Source organism: Salinimicrobium marinum, assembly GCF_014651535.1.
Lineage (GTDB): Bacteria > Bacteroidota > Bacteroidia > Flavobacteriales > Flavobacteriaceae > Salinimicrobium > Salinimicrobium marinum.
The window spans coordinates 617,800-637,079 of sequence record NZ_BMXB01000001.1 but is presented as its reverse complement, the minus strand read 5'-3'; the positions used below and the strand labels follow the sequence as shown (position 1 = coordinate 637,079).

Annotated in this window: 16 protein-coding genes; 6 read left to right on the top strand and 10 right to left on the bottom strand. The window is 41.8% G+C overall.

Translation table 11 applies throughout. The annotated features are described in order from the left end of the window. Positions 1 to 7 precede the first annotated feature (7 nt). Positions 8 to 613 (top strand): ribosome biogenesis GTP-binding protein YihA/YsxC, encoded by a 606-nt coding sequence (gene yihA, locus IE056_RS02785; protein ID WP_189603091.1) that lies wholly within the window; start codon positions 8 to 10, stop codon positions 611 to 613. Positions 614 to 726: 113 nt separating this feature from the next. Then, a complete protein-coding gene (locus tag IE056_RS02780) occupies positions 727 to 1,416 on the top strand; it encodes a hypothetical protein (RefSeq protein WP_189603090.1) in 690 nt (229 codons plus the stop codon). Between the two features lie 3 nt (positions 1,417 to 1,419). On the opposite strand, the gene gldC is transcribed toward IE056_RS02780, so the two are convergent. Both gldC and gldB read right to left on the bottom strand, forming a co-directional pair. Further along, positions 1,420 to 1,758, bottom strand: a complete 339-nt coding sequence (gldC, locus tag IE056_RS02775; protein WP_189603089.1) for a gliding motility protein GldC — start codon at positions 1,756 to 1,758, stop codon at positions 1,420 to 1,422. After that, complete coding sequence (gene gldB / locus IE056_RS02770; RefSeq protein WP_189603088.1) at positions 1,758 to 2,717, bottom strand: gliding motility lipoprotein GldB; 960 nt, start codon at positions 2,715 to 2,717, stop codon at positions 1,758 to 1,760. The genes gldC and gldB overlap by 1 nt, the downstream gene beginning before the upstream one ends. A gap of 105 nt (positions 2,718 to 2,822) precedes the next feature. On the opposite strand from gldB, the gene nadE reads away from it, so the two are divergent. Further along, complete coding sequence (gene nadE / locus IE056_RS02765) at positions 2,823 to 3,611, top strand: NAD(+) synthase (protein ID WP_189603086.1); 789 nt, start codon at positions 2,823 to 2,825, stop codon at positions 3,609 to 3,611. 142 nt (positions 3,612 to 3,753) lie between these two features. Further along, positions 3,754 to 4,392 (top strand): response regulator transcription factor, encoded by a 639-nt coding sequence (locus IE056_RS02760; RefSeq protein ID WP_189603085.1) that lies wholly within the window; start codon positions 3,754 to 3,756, stop codon positions 4,390 to 4,392. Here the strand turns inward: IE056_RS02760 and dnaG are convergent. The 4 genes from dnaG to IE056_RS02740 all read right to left on the bottom strand — a co-directional run bounded on the left by dnaG (position 4,385) and on the right by IE056_RS02740 (position 8,937). Continuing rightward, on the bottom strand, positions 4,385 to 6,337 hold the full coding sequence (gene dnaG / locus IE056_RS02755) for a DNA primase (protein WP_189603084.1): 1,953 nt from the start codon (positions 6,335 to 6,337) through the stop codon (positions 4,385 to 4,387). The genes IE056_RS02760 and dnaG overlap by 8 nt on opposite strands. A gap of 130 nt (positions 6,338 to 6,467) precedes the next feature. Continuing rightward, positions 6,468 to 7,493 carry a porin family protein gene (locus IE056_RS02750; protein WP_189603083.1) on the bottom strand — a complete coding sequence of 342 codons (1,026 nt, stop codon included), beginning with the start codon at positions 7,491 to 7,493 and terminating at the stop codon, positions 6,468 to 6,470. Positions 7,494 to 7,640: 147 nt separating this feature from the next. Continuing rightward, entirely contained in the window at positions 7,641 to 8,393 is a 753-nt protein-coding gene (locus IE056_RS02745; protein ID WP_189603082.1) for a hypothetical protein, read from the bottom strand. Then, a complete protein-coding gene (locus tag IE056_RS02740) occupies positions 8,380 to 8,937 on the bottom strand; it encodes an RNA polymerase sigma factor (protein WP_189603078.1) in 558 nt (185 codons plus the stop codon). The genes IE056_RS02745 and IE056_RS02740 overlap by 14 nt, the downstream gene beginning before the upstream one ends. A gap of 268 nt (positions 8,938 to 9,205) precedes the next feature. Here IE056_RS02740 and IE056_RS02735 point away from each other — a divergent pair, with 268 nt between their 5' ends. Further along, positions 9,206 to 10,105: an alpha/beta hydrolase gene (locus IE056_RS02735; protein WP_189603077.1), complete on the top strand. Its 900-nt coding sequence runs from the start codon at positions 9,206 to 9,208 to the stop codon at positions 10,103 to 10,105. A gap of 58 nt (positions 10,106 to 10,163) precedes the next feature. Next, complete coding sequence (locus tag IE056_RS02730; protein WP_189603076.1) at positions 10,164 to 12,755, top strand: glycoside hydrolase family 2 TIM barrel-domain containing protein; 2,592 nt, start codon at positions 10,164 to 10,166, stop codon at positions 12,753 to 12,755. Between the two features lie 179 nt (positions 12,756 to 12,934). Here IE056_RS02730 and bglX read toward each other — a convergent pair whose 3' ends face one another. From bglX to IE056_RS02710, 4 genes are all read right to left on the bottom strand, one after another. Next, positions 12,935 to 15,205 carry a beta-glucosidase BglX gene (gene bglX, locus IE056_RS02725; protein WP_189603075.1) on the bottom strand — a complete coding sequence of 757 codons (2,271 nt, stop codon included), beginning with the start codon at positions 15,203 to 15,205 and terminating at the stop codon, positions 12,935 to 12,937. Between the two features lie 34 nt (positions 15,206 to 15,239). Further along, a complete protein-coding gene (locus IE056_RS02720) occupies positions 15,240 to 17,048 on the bottom strand; it encodes a family 43 glycosylhydrolase (RefSeq protein WP_189603074.1) in 1,809 nt (602 codons plus the stop codon). Beyond that, positions 17,048 to 17,842 carry a carboxylesterase family protein gene (locus IE056_RS02715; protein ID WP_189603073.1) on the bottom strand — a complete coding sequence of 265 codons (795 nt, stop codon included), beginning with the start codon at positions 17,840 to 17,842 and terminating at the stop codon, positions 17,048 to 17,050. Before IE056_RS02715 ends, IE056_RS02720 begins: the two co-directional genes overlap by 1 nt. Before the next feature lie 67 nt (positions 17,843 to 17,909). Next, entirely contained in the window at positions 17,910 to 19,277 is a 1,368-nt protein-coding gene (locus IE056_RS02710; RefSeq protein WP_189603072.1) for a glucoamylase family protein, read from the bottom strand. Positions 19,278 to 19,280: the final 3 nt, after the last annotated feature.

The following is a 19,280-nucleotide window of genomic DNA, read 5'->3' as shown; positions in this document are numbered from 1 at the left end:
CTAGATCATGAAGATCAAATCGGCTGAATTTGTTATCAGTAACAGTGAAGTTTCAAAATGTCCTGACAGCAAACTGCCGGAATACGCTTTTATTGGCCGAAGTAATGTTGGTAAATCTTCTCTTATCAATATGCTTACCGAGCGAAAGAGCCTGGCAAAAACTTCGGGAAGACCTGGAAAAACGCAGTTGATCAATCACTTTCTCATCAACGAAAGCTGGCACCTGGTAGATCTTCCGGGTTACGGCTATGCAAAAGTATCCAAATCGGCTAAAAAGACTTTTCAGAGATTCATTACCGCTTATTTTGAAAAAAGGGAACAAATGCTGTGCGCGTTTGTACTTATTGACAGCCGGCATAAACCTCAAACCATCGATATGGAATTCATGCAATGGCTGGGAGAACACGGAGTACCTTTTTGTATCATCTTTACAAAAACCGATAAGCTGAAGCCAAAGGCTCTTGAAAGAAACATTGAATCCTACAAAGCCGAAATGCTGCAGACATGGACAGAAATGCCCCCGTATTTTGTGACCAGCTCCACTACCGGTATGGGTCGTGAAAGCGTGCTGGATTACATTGACAGCCTCAACGAACAGTTTTTGCCGCAGTAGGAACTGTCGATTGATATTTTATTGATTTTTTCATTACTGAAGCTCCGGAGTAATCGCCCCGATAAATTTCATAACCCCCTGAAAATCATTTATTCTATCTTTACCAAATCATCATGAAAGTTTTTCGAACCTTATTGATCTTCTTTTTAATAGTTTCCTGCTCTACAAGTAAGAATGTTTCCCACGAAAGAATCTTTTTAGATGAAAAAGGAACAGTAGTTACAGGAAAAGAATTTGATCACAAATGGATCAACGAAGATGATGGATTAGCACGCTGGGATTATATTGAAAATAAAATAAGATATTCCCGGTTATCGGCTCCATTGTATGAGCGCTATGTATTACCTCATGATTCGATTCTAAGAAAACTAGAGAATATTACTGGAAATCATTTCAATAAGAACACGATATTTCTAATAGAATACAATTACCTAGATGATCTTTGCTCTTCCCTAACTCCTAACATCTGGAATAAATACACCATCAAACAACGTAAAAGATTTTTAAATCTTCAAAAAAAGTCAATTGAAGCAAACTTTGATAATGTGGTGGTCCTTAGTTTCTATGAAGAGGGAATTAGTCTTGCCAATAATCCTGAATCTCAAAAAGAATATTTTTATTCAGATTCCGACCAGTTTTTAAGGAAAAACCTTTTTAGAAATCCGGCAATGTGTGGATCTTATGCTCTTGTTAAACCAAACGGACAGGCTCTTATCAGAAATGGAGAGCATAGCCCTGAAATGATGACGCAACTTCTAAGCAGCGAAAACTGGAGCCTCTTCTTTTCCGAAGAAGCCCCTTGATCACTATTTCTTCTTTAAATCTAGTTTGTCTGCAAAATAATCGGTGAAATCTTTCATGGTATCCCGCATTTTATCATCCTGGGTAGCACGGTAAAAAGTATCACTCATAGCCACAAGAGTTTGATGAAAGAAGACTTTCATGTCGTCCAGGGGCATATCTTTTGTCCAAAGATCTATTCGCAGAGTTTCCTTTTGTTTTGGATCCCACATGGACAACAACATGGCTTTCGCCTCTTCATTTTCCACCCCTCCATCTTCTGCACTCCAGTGAAGTTCTTCCGGCACACGGTTTTCATCAAGAGTTACGTTAATATTGATATTTGATTTTCTAAATTCAGCCATTATTTATTTGGTTTATAATTCGATTTATTAAAAATTGTTTCTGCATCTTTTCCCAGAAATTCCTGCACAGAAACCTCATTTCTGTCCATATACTGTCTCACAATCTGCCAACCTATAAATTGCCCTACTTTCGCAGGTGATTCGGCATCCAGTTCCAGATAAAACTTGGAAAACGGCGCCGGAAATAAAAACCTGCTCTGCAAATCTGAACTGGTGTTATAGAGTAATTCCTTATCAACAAAATACCTCCACATTTGTTCCTCGTTGGCTCCAGCCCATTCCAGCTCTTCCGGAGAGTATCCTATTTTTTGAGCATCAGTTTTAAAAGGGATCAAAAGGTCATTGAGGTAAAGGATCTTTCCGTAGTAGATCATATGCGCCAGAAAAGTTCTTGAAGAGGGACGCTCTACCACATTTTCAGCGAAAACATCTGCTACATCAGAAACTATTTGTTCCTGCTTAAAATTCTTTTTTATGTACTCCTGAATTCCATTGTAAAAATGGTGATCCTGCCCAAGATACGTATCAAGGGAAATTAGTAATAGGTCTTGCTCCCAAATAACTTTGTTGCGATAATCTACATCTGAAGTAAGCGTAATGACCTCAGGAACCTTGGTATCGGGAAAATAATATTTCACATGCTGAAAAAAGGAATGCAGATCATCCTTTGTTTCAGAAAAATTGGGATATGCTTTTGCCACTTCACGGTTGATCTCCAACTGGATGGTATCATTCATCTTATCTATCCACACTTCATCTGGAAACTGCGCCGGAAATAAATAGGGATACTCCTCCTTTAACTCCGGAAGATCTGAAGCCGAAGCTTCTGCAAATTCACGGTCAAACCTGGTGATTTCTACCTCCACAGGAATCCCGGCAATTTCCTGCTCCCGTTGATCTTCTTCGGCACATGAAAGTGTAAGAAACAATAATAATAAGCAGGTTAATCTTCTAATCATAGCGAGAATTAAGAAGGCTTTAACTTTAATACTTTTATAAAATAGTAAGCATTAAGTTATTTTTGTTTGCAAAGATATTGTTTACTTCTCTAAAAGCCCAATTATATGGAAAGCGAAAAAGTGATTGATCATATTGTAAACTGGTTAAAAGATTACGCGACGAATTCGAAAATGAACGGTTTTGTATTGGGTATTAGTGGCGGTATAGATTCGGCCGTGGTTTCTGCCCTTTGTGCCAAAACAGGCCTCCGTACCCTATGCGTCGAAATGCCCATTCACCAGCATCCCAGTCAGGTAACAAGAGCCGAAAATCACATTCTAAACTTAAAGAAGAAGTTTGCCAATGTCACAGATATACGCGTAGACCTTACACAGGTTTTCGAACAGTTTAAAGGCGCTGTGCCACACGTTGAGGTGAATCCTGCACTGGACCTTAGCCTTGCCAATACCAGGGCACGTTTAAGAATGACCACCTTATATTATTTCGCCGGACTTCATGGTTACCTGGTGGCAGGAACCGGGAACAAAGTAGAAGATTTTGGTGTAGGATTTTTCACTAAATATGGTGACGGCGGAGTCGATCTGAGTCCTATCGCCGATCTTATGAAGAGTGAGGTCTATGAACTTGCCAGGCATCTTGATGTTGCCGATGAAATTATAAACGCAGCACCCACAGACGGACTCTTTGGTGACAGCCGCAGTGACGAGGAACAAATAGGTGCTACCTATGATGAACTCGAATGGGCAATGATAAAAGAGGAAGAAGGAAAATCTGCCGAAGATTTCTCCGGAAGACAAAAAGAAGTATTTAAAATCTACAAATCAAGGCACAATGCCAATAAACATAAAATGGTTCCGATCCCTGTGTGTGAAATTCCCGTTCATCTGAAATAGCTGCCCTTCGTCGAAAAGTTTCTGGATTATTTAAAATATGGAGTACCTTTCCTTAACTCCCCCGATACTTGATGTTATAAATGTCTTATTTTCAGACAACTGACATCAATCACTCAATATCCATATTTTAAACAAAAATCCGATGAATTCAATTCTCATTGCAGACCACCATCCAATTACCCGAATGGGGATTTCAGCATTGCTGGAACGGGAGGGGATCTACGAAGTTATAGGAAAGGTGACAAATGGGAAGGATCTATTCCGGTTCCTTCGAAATAGAATTCCCGATGTATTAGTAATGGAAATAGACCTTCCAGAAATTAACGGCATCACCGCCTTAAGAACTATAAAAAGCGAACATCCGGGAACCAAGATCCTTATCCTGAGTTGTCATCCCGAAGAAATGTATGCCTTAAATGCGATTAAAGCCGGTGCGGCAGCGTACCTTTCTAAAACTGCGTCTACAGAAGTTTTAAAGGAAGCAATCCACCAAGTAGCGCGTGGAGGGATTTATCTTAACAAAGAAATTAGCGAGAGGTTAAACTCCGGCACCATTCGGTCCAACAATCTGATCTCCCGTTACAAAAAGCTTTCCACCCGTGAAATTGAGGTTTTAAACCTGCTTTCAACCGGTAAAAGAAACAAGGATATTGCAGAAGCGCTGCACATTAATGAAAAAACGGTAAGCACCTATAAAACCAGGTTGCTTAAAAAACTGAGAGTGGATAACCTTGCAGATCTTATCAATCAGTCAAGATTACTGCAGTTAAAAACTACATGACCCGGTTAAGTTTGTTGGAAAGAACTTTTTTAAGAGACAGATAATCCATGATATCCTGCAAAAGATCGGCCGATCTTTCAGCAGAAGCTTCTTTTATTTCCTTATTCAGCTCATCTATTTTTTGAGAGACCAAATAGCGGCGAAGGGATAAAATTGTTTCATTTACCAGTCTTCCCACCCTTTTCTTTTTACTTGTAACAAATATTTCCATTCGCTCCCAGTCGTGCAACACATATTGCTCCTCCTCCATTAAAATACTGGTTACTTCGGAAGCATTCTCGGGCGGCATATCGTTCAGGAGATTTTCAATGGCAAAATTTTCCCCTTCATTTAATTTAGTGATCACCTGCTGATAAATTTTCTGAAACAGCTCATTTGCAAAGGCAACTTCATCCTCCTGGAGATCCAGGAACACCTTTTCAAATACTTTTGATTTCTGAACTTCAGGTTCCAGTACCAGTTCCCCCTTTTCATTCTCCTTCAACACAAGATCTTCAAATTCCTCTTCTATTGTTCCGTATAGCAGCAGTAACCCAATGATGGTTCTTTCGAGCTCATATAGCTCATCAACTTTACGCCGGGTAACAGGTTCATCCCGAACTACCTTAAAGGAAGATTCCTTCTTTTTTTCTGCCGGTTTTTGATCTCTTGCCCACAGCTGTGCCAGAGTGGTGAAAATGACTTCTTCAGAAATATCCATGATCCTGGAAGTTTCCTGAACATAAATCTCCTGCTGAATGGAATCGGGGATCTTTGAAATACTGGTAACCATATCCCTAATCAAAGAAGCCTTTTTAACGGGATCATTCTTTGCTTCCTCCATAAGAAGCGAAGCCTTATAATTGATAAAATCTTTAGAATTATCTATTAAATAAAGCTTTAATTCCTCCTCACTATGTTTTTTAGCATAGCTGTCGGGATCTTCTCCTTCCGGAAAAGTGCAGACCTTTACATTCATTCCCTGCTCAAGGATAAGGTCAATCCCACGCAAAGAAGCTCTTATTCCGGCGGCATCACTGTCAAAAAGCACCGTAATGTTTTTAGTGAGCCGGTTGATAAGCCGAATCTGTTCCGGACTCAAAGCAGTTCCGGAAGACGAAACCACATTCTCAATTCCGGTTTGATTGAACTGGATGACATCTGTATATCCTTCTACGAGGTAACAGTTATCCTCTTTTGCAATAGCCTGTTTGGCATGGTAGATCCCGTACAGCACCTTGCTTTTATGGTAGATCTCGCTCTCGGGACTGTTGAGATATTTTGCAGCTTTCTTGTCATTCCCCAGAATACGTCCACCAAAACCCAAAACCCTTCCTGACATGGATTGGATTGGAAACATCACCCGACCTCTGAACCGGTCGAATTGTTTTTCCTCTTTTACAATGCTGAGTCCCGTTTTTTCCAGATATTCCAGTTGATAGCCTTTTTTGATGGCTTCGGTCGTGAAAGCACTCCACTCATCGGGTGAATAACCGAGATTAAATTTTTTGATGGTTTCTTCTGTAAACCCTCTTTCTTTAAAATAACTGAGCCCAATGGCTTTTCCTCTCTCAGTATTCAGTAAAACTTTTTGAAAATATTCGCTGGCAAATTCAGAAACCAGGTACATACTTTCGCGCTCATCGGCCTCCTGCTTCTGCTCATCACTCTGCTCTGTTTCCTCAACTTCAATATTGTACTTCTTTGCAAGGTATTTTATGGCTTCGGGATAGGTGAAATGCTCATGCTCCATGAGGAAAGCAACTACGTTTCCACCCTTGCCACTCGAGAAATCTTTCCAAATTTGTTTTACCGGAGATACCATGAAAGATGGCGTACGTTCATCACTAAACGGACTAAGCCCTTTGAAGTTGCTACCCGACTTTTTCAACTGAACAAAATCCCCCAACACCTCCTCTACCCGGGCGGTTTCGAATACTTTGTCGATGGTACTTTTTGAGATCAATCTTTAGCGGAATTTTGATTCTGAAAATGGGATCAAATGTACAAAAAAAGAGATGAGAGGATAACTCTTTCCTCTCATCTCTTTTTTTTGTGGCTCACAAATAATTATAAGCCTGAGCCTGTCTGTTTTCTTAATTCAAATCAAGTCGTAAGCCTACAGATACATTATTCAGCTCGACGTTAGGATCATCAAAAATGGGGTTCAAATCATATTTTGCATAAAGATAAGTACCACTCCAACCTACATAGGCACTGAGTCCATACACGAAATCATTGGTGTTGAAATCATTTTTATTCTTTTCCTTCACATTGTCCCCGTCTCTTGAATATTTCAGTTTTTGGCGTTCCCCAATATTCAATCCGGCGTATCCCCCAAGTCCAACCTTGAACTTTTTATAATCAGAAAAATACACATCAGAATCTGTTTCCTGCCTTACCGAAGGTCCAAATTCAAAATGCACCGGAATCACCAGGTTATCCATCCTGAATTTCGATTTATCCAGATCCATAGGGTGTTCTACAAGTTGCGTAAGATTTTCATCTTCGACGAAGTATCGGTTATCTGTAGGTTTTAATCCGTTGAACTGAAATGAAAATCCGTATCTAAACCGAAGCCAGTTGGAGTTTTCAAAAACCCGGGTTTTCCAGTCTATCCCTATTTCAAAGAAACGGCTTCCCGCAATCTCAAAATCAGAATCGTTGATGGATTGTCCTTCCTGCAAAGCATTATTAAACCCGGCAGCCAAAACAAGATGAGTGGTAGTGCGGTTATATTTTCTTTTATCGGAATCAAATTCCCAGCTCCAGAAACTATCCTCATCGTCCTCGTCATCAAATCCGTCCTCGTCATCTCCCCTTGAAAGCAGCGCAATTTTATTATCAATGATCGCCACCCTGTTTTCTATGTTCATGGCATGTTCTTTAGCCGCTTCTTCTTTCAGGTTTCTTGCTTCCTCCCTGGAAAGCTCTCCGTTTTCCCTGCGCTGGTTGATCCTTTCTACTTTTTTCTTTAAAGAAGCTTTTTCTTCGGTCTTAATTTGTTCTCTTTCCTGTTCCAGGCGTTCAATTTTGTCCCAAACAGTTTCTTCCTGCGCCTGGACGGCAGGCAGTGCAAGGTTCAGGAACATTAATGTCAATAAAATGGTAATAGTTTTCATAATAGTTTGATTTTTAGTTTCCCGGTTTTTTGCCTCCCTTTTCAGAGAGGCTTATTCCCCGGATTTTGATTGATGAAATTTTGTAAGGCCTTCAGGTAAAGGCGTGTGATAAATTGATTATTAAAAAATGCCTCTTTGATGTTTTTTTTAAAAGCTACGGTTGGCAACAGCGGTTTTGGTCTTTAAATAACTTTCTTTGAGTACATCAAAAACCTTCTCCCTAAAACTTCTTTCCAGTTCCATTTCAACCTCCCACAAAAGGGAACCGGGATCAATATTTTCGGTATTGGCAAGAGATTTTTGCAAACTAATCTCGGCTGCGGCATTTCGTAGCAGCTCTTCAATTTCGGCATCTGTGATCTCTCCGTTCCTGTTTTCTTCTGAAGAAATTTCTGAAACTACCTGTTCCAGCTTCCCGGCGATTTTTTCATCTGCTATCTGAAGGCCGGAATCATCTACAAGTTGTTCCTTTTGTTTACTTTCTTCTGAAGCTTCCACAGCAGTTACAGCGGTTACTTCAGGCAAAGATGTTTTTTCTTTGATCGCTTTTTTCACTACTTCAGCAGGTTTTTCTTCTATCGGTTCCGCAACTTCTTCTGTAACCAGTTCCACCGGTTCAAAAACCTGATTTTTTCCCTCCATTTCCACCTCTTCAGAAGGAGTGTCCACTACCTGGGGAGTATGCGAAATTCTATCGTCATTAAACATCAATCCAAGAATTAGCAGCCCGCCTACAAGGGAAGCGGCAATTCCCATCCATTTAAGATTAAATCCAGATTTTCTGCTTTCTTCAGCAGCATCAAGCTTTTCCTGTAATTTCTCCCAGCTTTGTGCAGAGGGTTCTATTTCCCGGTCCTGGAGCTTTCTGCTAAATTCCTTTTCAAAATTATGTCGTGCCATAACCCGATGTATTTTTCATTTGTAATTTCTCTTGCAGCATCTTTCTCGCCTTGAAGAGCTGAGATTTGGAAGTTCCCGGTGTGATATTAAGCAGTTCTGCAATTTCCTGGTGCTTGTAACCTTCTATCGCATACATTACAAAAACCACCCTGTAACCTTCGGGCAAACCGTCAATAAGACGCTGAATGTGCTCCACATCAATGTCTGACTGGATATTGTTGAAACTTTCATTAAGAATCACTTCTTCCTGAAACTCCAGTTTCTTCTGCCTTCTCAAAAAGGAGATCGCTTCGCGAATCATGATGCGGCGTACCCATCCTTCAAAACTCCCGTCGCTTTTAAAATCTGAAATATGGGTGAAGACTTTTAGAAATCCGTTGAGCATGACCTCTTCAGCATGCTGCACATCTTTGGTGTACATCCTGCAAACGCTAAGCATCTTTCCCGAAAACTTTTTGTAAAGCTGCTGTTGCGCTTCCCTGTTGTTTTTGGCTACCCGGGCAATTAGTTGCCGTTCGTTTTTATAAAGAGGAATTACTTTCACAAGTTCTTATTAAAGCCTTCTATTAACATAGACGCTGGAAAATTACAAAAGGTTGCCCGACCTCTCATTTTTTTCTGATTTTTTTCTGAAAAAAATGAGATTAAAACACCTAACAAATTAATATCAGGTAATTAAAAAATAAATTCTTTTGAAAAAAATTTTCTTGCGCTACTTTAAAAATGGCTTTTCAAGGTTATTTTCTACACCTGAAGTTCACTGGAAACAACGAAAAATAAGTATCTTTTCGATTTTAAAACTCCTACTCAAAATGCGTATCCTCTCACTCCTTCTGGTTTTCTTTTGTTCTTCCACGCTTCAAGCTCAAGAAAGATTTCTTGACAGTATTTTTAAGGTTACTCCTCCAAAAACTGAAGTTTATGCCGTAAAAGACGGCGAAGAACTGATTCTGGATATATACCAGCCGGAAAATGATTCAGAAAATCAGCGCCCGTTGGTTGTCTTTATGCATGGCGGCGGTTTCTCTGGTGGAAGCCCGAAACACCCTGATCTGGTACGGTTTTCAGAAATTGCAGCAACAAAAGGTTATGTAGTGGTACAGATCGCTTACAGGCTTACCAGAAAAGGTGAGTCTTTTGGATGTGATTTTGAAGCTTCCGGTAAAATAGAAACCTTTAAAAATGCTGCTGAAGATTTCATGGATGCCGTTAGCTACCTCGTGGACAAAAAATCTGAACTTCGTTTAGATCCCGAAAATATCATCGTTGGCGGAAGCAGCGCCGGTGCCGAGGCAGTATTAAGTGCCGTTTACAATCCAGGGCTGATGTTTGGAGATCATGAGGCTTATAGAAACCTGAACTTTGCAGCGGTAATCTCTCTTGCTGGAGCCATTTTGGATGCCAGGCTCATTGGCGAAAAAAATACCGTTCCGGGAATTTTCTTTCACGGCACGAATGATAATCTGGTGCCTTATGCCACTGCCCCACACCATTTTTGTGAACCCAACCTGCCGGGTTATCTCATGCTCGACGGATCCAAAACTATAGCAGAAAAACTAAAAGATCTCAACAGCTCCTATATGCTGGTAAGTGTCGAAGGTGCCGGACATGAAATTTCCGGAGTGCCCTTTGAAGATCTTCCACTGCTGTTCCGGTTTATCAAAAAAGTGGTTTTAGAAGATCAAAAGCAGCAAATCACGCTCACTAAATAAACATGAAGAAGGCAATTTGCAACATACTTCCTGTTTTCAGACAAAAAAAAGATGTATTATGAAGATGCCGGGTTTTGTTTTTCTCGTATTGCTTATTTCAGTTACACAGACTTTTTCCCAACGAACTGAAAAGACCATAAATTCTGCATGGGAATTCACTACCGCTGAAGATTCTGAAAAAACCCACAAGGTCAATATTCCCCATACGTGGAATGCCGAAGATCCTTTCCGGGATGGCAAAGAATACTTCCGTGAAAAAGGCATTTACCGAAAAACGATCTTTGCGCCGGAAGAATGGCAGGAACAGCAGGTTTTTTTGAAGTTTGAAGGGAGTAACCAGGTAACAACTCTTTTTGTCAATAACACCCTTATTGGTGAACATCGCGGAGGCTATACTGGATTTGTTTTTGATATCACTTCTGCCCTTCTTCCCGGAACAGAAAACAAGATTAGGATTGAAGTCGACAACAGTCATAACCCAGACATTCCTCCTCTTGATGCCGATTTCAACTTTTACGGCGGAATTTACCGGGATCTCTGGTTGATTACCACAAACGAAGTTCATTTCGAAATGGCCAACGAGGCCGCTGGTAACTTCCTGATAAAAACTCCGGAAGTTTCTGCAGAAAATGCGCGGATAGAAATTGAAACCCGCGTGGTAAATCAGTCGGGGGAAAGGAAAAGGCTCACTGTGGAAGCTGAAATATTTGATCCACAGGGAAATTCTGTTCAAACCCTCCGGAGAAATATCGGGGTAAATTCTGAAGAAACCGCAGAGGTGAATTTTGAAGAAGACTTAAAAAATCCGCAGCTATGGTCCCCTTCCTCCCCGGATTTATATGAGGTGGAAATCAGGATAATGGCAAATGAGCAACAGCTCGATGTTCAAAACTCAAAATTCGGGCTCCGCTGGTTTGAAGCCGATCCTGAAACAGGATTTACCTTAAACGGAAAGCCACTCAAACTCATTGGTGCCAACCGGCATCAGGATTTTGAAGGTCTGGGCAATGCCCTGCCTAATGAATTGCATTATCGGGATTATAAAATGATCAAAGAAATGGGTGCTAACTTTATTCGTACTGCTCATTATCCCCAGGATCCCGAAGTGTACAGGATCTGCGATGAATTAGGCTTAGTGGTATGGAGCGAGATCCCGGTGATCAATGATGTGACAGATTCTGCGGCTTATCATGAGGTATCCCTGCAAATGCAACGGGAGCAGATCCTGCAGTTTTTCAATCACCCATCTGTAATTTTATGGGGGTACATGAATGAAATTTTCATTCGGTTGGTTTTTAATAATGAGGTGACCGAAGCGGAAAAAGAAGCAAAGATCAAAACCTCGGTCGAACTTGCTGAAAAACTGGAAAGGGAAACCAAGAAGATGGATCCGGACAGGTTAAGTGTGATGGCCCTGCATGAAAATGAGCTTTACAATACTTCAGGAATCGCCAATCTTCCAGACGTGATAGGATGGAATTTATATTTTGGCTGGTATTCCCCGGGACTCGAAAGCTTCGGAAAATTCCTCGATGAACAGCATCAAAAATACCCAAATCGGCCACTCATTATTTCTGAATACGGTCCGGGAGCCGATGTTCGCAACCAAACTATTGATCCAAAACCCTGGGATTACAGCGAGGCCTATCAGTTAAAACTGCATCGCAGCTACCTCAACCAGGTACAGGAAAGGGATTTTATCATGGGAATGGCAGCCTGGAATTTTGCAGATTTCGGATCCTCTTTCCGGCAGGATGCCATGCCGTACATTAATCAGAAAGGGCTGATAAATTTCGACCGTAACACAAAAGATATCTACCATTATTATCAGGCGAGACTGCTGGAAGAACCAATGGTTTATATCGCCGGAAAAAATTATCAGGAAAGGTATGTTCAGGATGGGGAAAAAGTAGAAATCACTGTTTTTTCCAACGCTCCGGAAGTTGTGCTAAAAGCGGCAGGAGGAAAAATTACTTCAGAAGTAACAGAGGGAATAGCAATTTTCCGGCTTTCGTTACCGGAAGGAGAAACACTGCTGACTGCAACGGCAGATTCACTTTCACACTCCCGGGAAATTACAGTTTTTCGTAGAGAAAATCTTCTCTCTTCCATTGAAAAAAAACAACTTTTAGTGAACGTTGGCACTCATATACAATACAAAGATCCAGTCACTTCACAAGTGTGGATCGCAGATCAGGAGTACCGGGAAGGGAGCTTCGGGTATATTGGCGGTGAGAGGTATCAAAAAGTTCTAAATAAATTCCTGGGAACGGCTTCAGACATTCAGGGAACGGAAAATGATCCGCTTTTTCAAACCATGCGGGAAGGAATCGAAGCTTATAAATTTGATGCGGAAAGCGGAAAATATCGTGTCACGCTCCTGTTTGCCGAACCTGAATTCAATGCATCCGAAGAGAACATCTATAATCTTTCTACATCCGAAAAGCAGGAAATCACGGGCTTGCGAAGTTTTGACATAAAGATCAACGGCAAAGTAGTTTCCGAAGATCTCAATCTGGCGCGGGATTATGGCAGGATAAGGGCTGCGGAAATTTCATATATAGTGAATTCAGATGGAGGCATAACGGTAGAATTTGAAGCAAATTCAGGTAAATCCATTGTATCGGGAATTAAGCTGGAGAAATTATAATAAAAAGACCCGGAAGGCTCCAATAAATGTTTCTTCCGGGTCCGACTTATTATTATAGAGCACTGTAAATTAAGCGCCCAATGCCTAAAGTAGTTTTTCCGGGCCACCATAACGGTAGCCGAGGAAAAAATGATCAACAAAAAAAGTTTTTCATCGGGCTCTTGATTTTGCTTTTTCTATCACTCTTCCAGATTAAAAGTTCCCTGGAACTCCCCGTCTGAACTACCGGCTACAAAGAATTCAAACTCTCCTGGTTCAAAAACATATTCAAGATTTCCGTTGTAGAATTTAAGATCTTCCACCGAAATGTTGAATTCCACCGTTTGTGATTCCCCTGCTTTCAAATTTATTTTTTGGAAACCTTTGAGTTCTTTCATGGGCGGAGTAATACTCCGCACCTTATCGTGGATATAAAGCTGCACTACCTCTTCCCCGTCATATTCACCCGTATTGGCCACTGTGGCACTAACAATAATTTCTCCGTTTGAATTTAATGTATTGTCACTCACTTTTACATCTGAATATTCAAAATTGGTATAACTGAGTCCGTATCCAAACGGCAATAAAGGCGCAATAGGAGAATCCAGGTAATTTGATTTAAATTTTTCAAATTCTTCTGAAGCTGCAGGTCTTCCGGTCGTTCTCATTCCGTAATAGATGGGGATCTGCCCCACGTTATGTGGCCAGGTAGCGGTAAGTTTTCCTGAAGGATTAATATCTCCGAAAACCACATCGGCAATCGCATTTCCGGCTTCCACACCGGGATGCCATACCTGAAGGATACTTACAGGCAACTGCATTTCCTCCGGAATCGTCAATGGCCTACCGCTCATTAGCACCAGCACGACAGGTTTTCCGCTTTGCGAAAGTTCCCTGATTAGTTTTTTCTGACTTTCAGGAATGCTGATTTCGGTCCGGCTGGCTGCTTCCCCACTCATTTCGGTTGCTTCTCCAACCACAGCAACCACAACATCTGCATTTTCCACTACGTCCATTGCTTCTTTCAGTAATTCTTCAGGAGACTCTTCAGAAATTTCTATTCGTGGTCCGAATACATTTACCTTTTTAGCATATTCAGGATCATCACTAATATTTGCTCCTTTTGCATAGGTTACTGTGGCATTTGGTGCAACATTTCTGAAGCCTTCCAAAATCGGAATGGACAGGGAAGGATCTCCTGTAGGAGCCCAGGTGCCCAACATGTTGTTTTTATCATTGGCCAACGGACCAACAAGGGCAATTTTCGCATTTTTTGAAAGCGGAAGGGTATTGTTATGTTTCTTCAGCAAAACGAAAGAACTTGCCGCTGCTTTCCTGGCTGTTTTCCGGTGCTCATCGGTTAGGATATCCCGCTCCGGGCGGCTCTCATCAGAGTATTTGTAAGGATCATCAAGTAATCCAAGCTTGTGCTTGGCCTCTAAAATTCTTCGTGCCGCAATAGTTATTTCTTCTTCGGAAACCCTTCCTTCCTCAACAGATTTTTGAAGCGTAGTAAGAAAACCTTCCCCTACCATATCCATATCGAGTCCGGCTTTTATGGCCAATGCAGAAACATCCTGCAGGTCACCCATTCCGTGGGCGATCATTTCGTTTACCGACGTGTAATCTGAAACCACAAATCCCTCAAAACCCCAACGTTCTCTGAGCAAATCTGTCAGCAGCCATTTATTTCCGGAAGCAGGCACCCCGTCAATATCATTAAAAGAAGTCATTACACTCGCAGCCCCTTCGTCAATCGCAGCCTTGTATGGCGGCAGATATTCATTGAACATTTTTGTGCGGCTCATATCCACGCGATTGTAATCACGACCACCTTCAGAAGCACCATATAATGCCAGGTGCTTTACCGTAGCAATCATGGTTTCGGGCCTGGTGAGATCGTCCTGCTGATATCCTCGCACCATCGCACGGGCAACCTGAGATCCCAGATAAGCATCTTCACCCGCTCCTTCGGCAACTCTCCCCCAGCGAGGATCACGGGAAATATCTACCATGGGTGAAAAGTTCCAGTTAATCCCGTCGGCTGTTGCCTCCCTGGCAGCGACCTTTGCAGTTTCTTCGATCAGATCCATATCCCAGCTGGAAGAAAGGCCTAACGGAATTGGAAAAGTGGTTTTATAACCGTGGATCACATCACTTCCAATAAGTAGCGGAATTCCCAATCTCGAATTCTTCACAGCCAGTTCCTGTGCCTGCCGCACTTTTTCCGGACTGCTTACTCCAAAAATCCCGCCCACATTTCCGGCTCTGATCTTTGCTTCTACATCCTCACTTACTACAGACCCTGTGGCTACGCCACCACCCGGAGTAAGTAAATTAAGCTGACCAATTTTTTCTTCCAGGGTCATTTTTCCAAGCAATTCTTCTACCTGTGGAATGCGCTCCTGTGCCTGAAGCCATGAAAAGCCCATAAAAAACAAGACGGTGAGTGATATATTGATTTTTTTCATTCTACTGATATTTAATTTTAACAATCTGTTTAATTTAATTCACTTCCAGAACCTCAGTTTTTTCTGAGATCCCATTTTCATTAAATGCTTCTATACTGAAGTAATATTTTGTATCCCGATCGAGGTTACGCATAAAATGCTCGTTTTTATCGTAAATTAACCATGACTGGTACAACTTATCTGGTGCGATACCCCAATGGATGTTATATCCCTGAGCTCCCTTTACCAGATCCCATTTCAAGGCAGCATCTCTGCGATCTTCCTGTCGATCTACTGTAAAGTTTTTCACCCTTACGGGTTTCTGCCCCAGACCTTTTCCAAAGACTCTGATCTCTGATAATGCCAAATTATTTCCCGGAACTTCCACATTATTATAGCGAACGTATTTCCCCTTTACAGGCCGGTTAAGAGGGATATAAGCATTCGGTGTATCTTCGAAACTATTACTTCTGTCCACCACTGTTTTCCAATCTTTTCCATCTTCTGAAACCTCTAGGGTAAAGCGATGTCGCAAATCTTCAACTCGTGTATAAATGCCTGCTTCTTCGTCGTGGAAATTCAGTTGAAAAGCATAAATATTTCCGGGAGCCTGCATTTCGATCTCCACCCATTGTTCATCGTCATTAGCTTCAGCAACCCAAAAGGATTTGGGACTTTCATCGGTTAATACTTTTGAAGTTATCTCTCCGCGGTTGTTCTTTTCCGGGGGCATTTCGGTAATATCAAAATCCCCATCTGTAGAAGTGCTTTTTCTTACCTGCTTTTGGGAAGAGGAAACCGTTACTTCTCCTTTATAGGACAACAACATCCAGCCATTGTGTAGACCAGCTTTAGTGGGATGATCGGGACCATACAGCGGATAATCTCCATAGCTGGTAATAGAGTACATCAAACCTTCGTCATCAAAATAGGTGGGAAACATCGCCAGGCGACGTTCCCAATGAGAATTTGAGGCTAAGGCCACTGTGGCAAAGTGCCAGTACTGCCCGTTCGTTTGTTTTACCGTAATTCCGTGGCCGGCACCGGTGGCAAAACCACCCGGTTTGAAGCTATAGGGATTGTTCTTCATGTATTCAAAAGGGCCAAGTGGCGTTTCCCCAATGTAAGCCCCATCGGCATACACATTGAACTGCGTGCCCGGCGCCGCATATTGCAGATAATATTTACCATTATGCTTGGTCATGGAAGCCCCTTCCATATACCCTTCTTTTAAAGTAGGATGAAAATTATTTTCACCAAAACGTTCCCAACCGTGTTCTTCTTCCACCAGGTTGAAAAGTTCTTTTTCCACCCCTGTCTCAAGAAATCGGTCGGTTTTATCCAGCATCTTCACACGAAGGGGATGTACGTTGGAAGAACCCCAATAAAGATAGGTTTGCCCATCATCATCGATAAACAACTCCGAATCCTGGATATTTGTGGATATGGAAGCAGTAGGGGTCCATTCTCCTTTTTTGGGATCATCGGTATATAAAATACTTCCGTAACCCGCGGGATCTCCGGCAAAATATACCAGCGAATCTTTATAATTAAAAGCAGTTGGTGCATTGGAGCCTTCAAAGAACCATTGTTTAGGCTGGATGAATTCCCAGTGGACAAGATCTTTAGAATGCCAGTACCCAAAGGAACGGGTGACAAACATGTAATATTCTCCGCGGAACTCAATTACCGCAGGATCTGCCCCGGACCGATAGGAAATATTATTGCTGGAATTATAGACCATGTAGGTGTAATCTATATCCAGCGGATTGATATAGGTTTCCGGCACTACTTCCTCCTGTGATTGCAGGCTTACGCAAAAAAGTAAAGCTATTGAGGTGAGTATATAATTTAATCGGTTCATTAATTAGTCTTTTGATGAGAAAACAGCCATGACAGCAGATAAGGTTCAGAAAAAGCTGAATCCCAGCTGTTATGATTGTCATCTGGATAAAGGGATAATTTCGCATTACCGCCATGAGTATTGATCTGCCTAGCCATGGTTTTAGAAAGTTCCGGAGGAACTACATTATCCTGTTCTCCGTGGAAGATCCAGATATTAAAATTTTTCGGATATTTTTCAGTTATCACAGGATCTGCCCCACCACAAATGGCAAAAGCAGCTGCAAAAGTTTCCGGCATTCTGGAGAGAATTTCGTAAGTCCCCATTCCTCCCATGGAAAGTCCGCCAACATAGATCCTGTTTTTATCTGTATATTTTTCCGAAGTAACAGAATTCAGAAGAGCCATCACCAAATGTAGGGCTTTGGTAGGCTCCTCTTCATTCCGAAAATTGAATTCGTAAGGAACAACCTCACGATTTACCTCCACATTGGCCCAATAATCTTCCTTTGGCGCCTGCGGAAAAATTACAATGGCAGGAAAATCTTTCCTGTTTTCACTCTTCAGAAAAAGATCTGCCCCATGAGTAAGTTGTGATTCATTATCATTTCCGCGTTCTCCCGCCCCATGAAGAAAAAGTACAATCGGATACTGTTTTTCTTCTGAAAAATCCTTGGGATAAAGAATCCTGTAGTTAAGGGTATCCTTCCCCTGAAGGAAATGTTCTTTTTCAAACTCATTTAATTCCTGTGCCTCTGAAGCCGGAATTGAAATGAGAAGGAAAAATAGAATAAGAAAGTAGGTTGTGTTTTTCATCTATTTCGGATATATAGTTTCTTGAGACCTCACAGGTTTTTGGAAACCTGTGAGGTCTAATGCTGGATCAATAATTAAAATCAAGTCTTTCAAGCCCCTCTTTAACTTCGGGAGCTCCCATGAACAAATCCCAGATAAGACCAGATCTATAATTCTCAATCATCACTATTTGTGGCCCCTGGTCGATTGCCAGATAATATGGTGCCACCCAACCTTCTCCTTCAAGACTGAAAGCATCATAAAACCCTGCCGGGCCCCAGAGTAACTCATGCTGATCTTCGTAAAAATATCGGATTGCTCTAAGTGATTCTTCCGGAGTGTAAGGGATTGAACTCACTGCAGCGGTTGGGGACACTACCCCGCGGTCATCATCGGGAGAGTGTGCTGCATATCCTATTCCATCATTTTCTGTGCGCGTATAACTTGCTGTTAATCCCCAGGAGTCCTTGCTGTATGTTTCATAAGCTTCTGGATTCTCCACGCAGTAGTTATAGTTAATCTTACTGTGATTTACATTTAAATCCCAGTAATTGGCATATCGATCTGTTAATTCTTTGGGGTTTAGACCCAGGTAAGAATAATGTGCCCAGAACAAAGGTCCGCCTTTATCACCGCCGGTATTATGCTTCAGAATAAGCGGCAATCCATAAGCTTCTTTATCTGTAATAATGTCACCTCCACGAGCCCAGCCTTCATGGTAGGCAGCAGCATCTATGGTATATTCAGGAGAAGAAGCGGCCAATACATAAGTTATAAGACATTCATTATATCCTTCTATCATAAAATCCATTTCCCATTCATAATCGGGAGACCAGTGCCAGAAGATTCCGTTCTGATTATTCGTATACCAGTCCCATTCAATACTTTTCCATAGTTCATCATATTTTTGGGCGACTGCCTGCTCCTCTTCAGTACCTTCCTTTAAATATTCCCGCACTACGATGAAACCCTGTGCCAAAAAAGAGGTTTCCACGATGTCCCCACCGTTGTCTTTTGCGCTGAAAGCCTGAGTCTCGCCGGTTTCGCCGTTGATCCAATGTGGCCATACGCCGTGGAAGCGGGTGGTATTTTCTAAAAAGTCTGCTATTTTATCCAGACGGGCAACGGCAGAGTCACGGGGAATAAATTCCCGTTCCATTCCCGCCACAATAGCCATGAGTCCAAAGCCCGATCCTCCGGTTGTTACCACATGGGCGTCATCCTTAGGGTACTGCCCATCGGGATGAAAACGTTCACGGGCCATCCCTGAATTTGGTTCGGAATAATCCCAGAAGTATTTGAGCGTTTGTTTCTGAATGGTATCCAGAAGGGCATCTTCAGAAAGGCTGTTTTGAGGTTGCTCCTCGAGGACTGCCTGTTCTTTGTTCTTCTCATCTGCACAGGAAGATGTCAATACACTTATAAGAAATAGTAATAAATAGGAGTATTTTTTCATTCT